Annotated in this window: 1 protein-coding gene; it reads right to left on the bottom strand. The window is 39.9% G+C overall.

Features of this window, described 5'->3' with window-relative positions; genetic code table 11:
* Positions 1–91: 91 nt before the first annotated feature.
* The coding region (locus L977_RS24650; RefSeq protein ID WP_047624406.1) for a phage tail protein at positions 92–799 on the bottom strand (708 nt) is incomplete at its 5' end.

Genomic DNA, 799 nt, shown 5'->3' with positions numbered 1-799 from the left:
GAACATTAAAATCTAACTTTTCCATTTGTAACGTCCCAAACTTTGTCGTCTGTTCCGTCTAAGTTAGTATGTATTTTATACTGTCTTACCATTAAGCCCTCCCTAGTTCAAATTCTCGTCTGATTGCACGCGCTAAGTTAGAAACATCTTGACCAGCACCGCCTTGCACGTTAAATGTGTTATATGTTCTATTGTCGCTTGATACACTGTTAGTGCTTAAACCGTAACCGCTAGAAGATAAATTGACATCTGTTAAGCCTACTACCATAGAACCTTTGAATAGTCCGCCAACTTTACTTGCAACCCAATCAATTGAACCTTTGATATTTTTAATTGTATCTGTTACACCTCCAAGAACGCTGTCTATTGTATCTTTGACTCCTCCAAATATTCCGCTAAAGAAGTCGCCAATGCCCTTAAATACTCCTGTTATTGCATCCCAAGCATTTGAAGCAAATTTACCAAAAGCCTCGAATACTCCGCTAACTATATCTTTAGCACCGTCAAACGCTCCCTTAAAGAAATCAGCTACTCCGTTAAATACACCTGAAATTGCATCCCAAGCTTTTGAAGCAAAGCCACCAAGAGCGCTAAACACTCCGCTAACGACACTGCGAACAGAATTGAATATGCCACTAAAGAAGCCTGAAACTGCATTCCATATTGATGAAACTACTCCCCAAGCGCTAGAAGCAAAACTTCCGATTGCACTAAATACTGTTGAAACTACTGATTTTACAGCGTTAAATATACCGCCAAAGAAGCCTGAAACTGCATTCCATACGCCAACCAGATGTTC

Origin of the sequence: Enterobacter sp. ZOR0014, from assembly GCF_000798855.1 — a bacterium.
Taxonomy (GTDB): Bacteria; Pseudomonadota; Gammaproteobacteria; order Enterobacterales; family Enterobacteriaceae; genus Enterobacter; species Enterobacter kobei.
The sequence above is the reverse complement of the archived record's forward strand: the minus strand, read 5'-3'. Positions and strand labels throughout refer to the sequence as shown.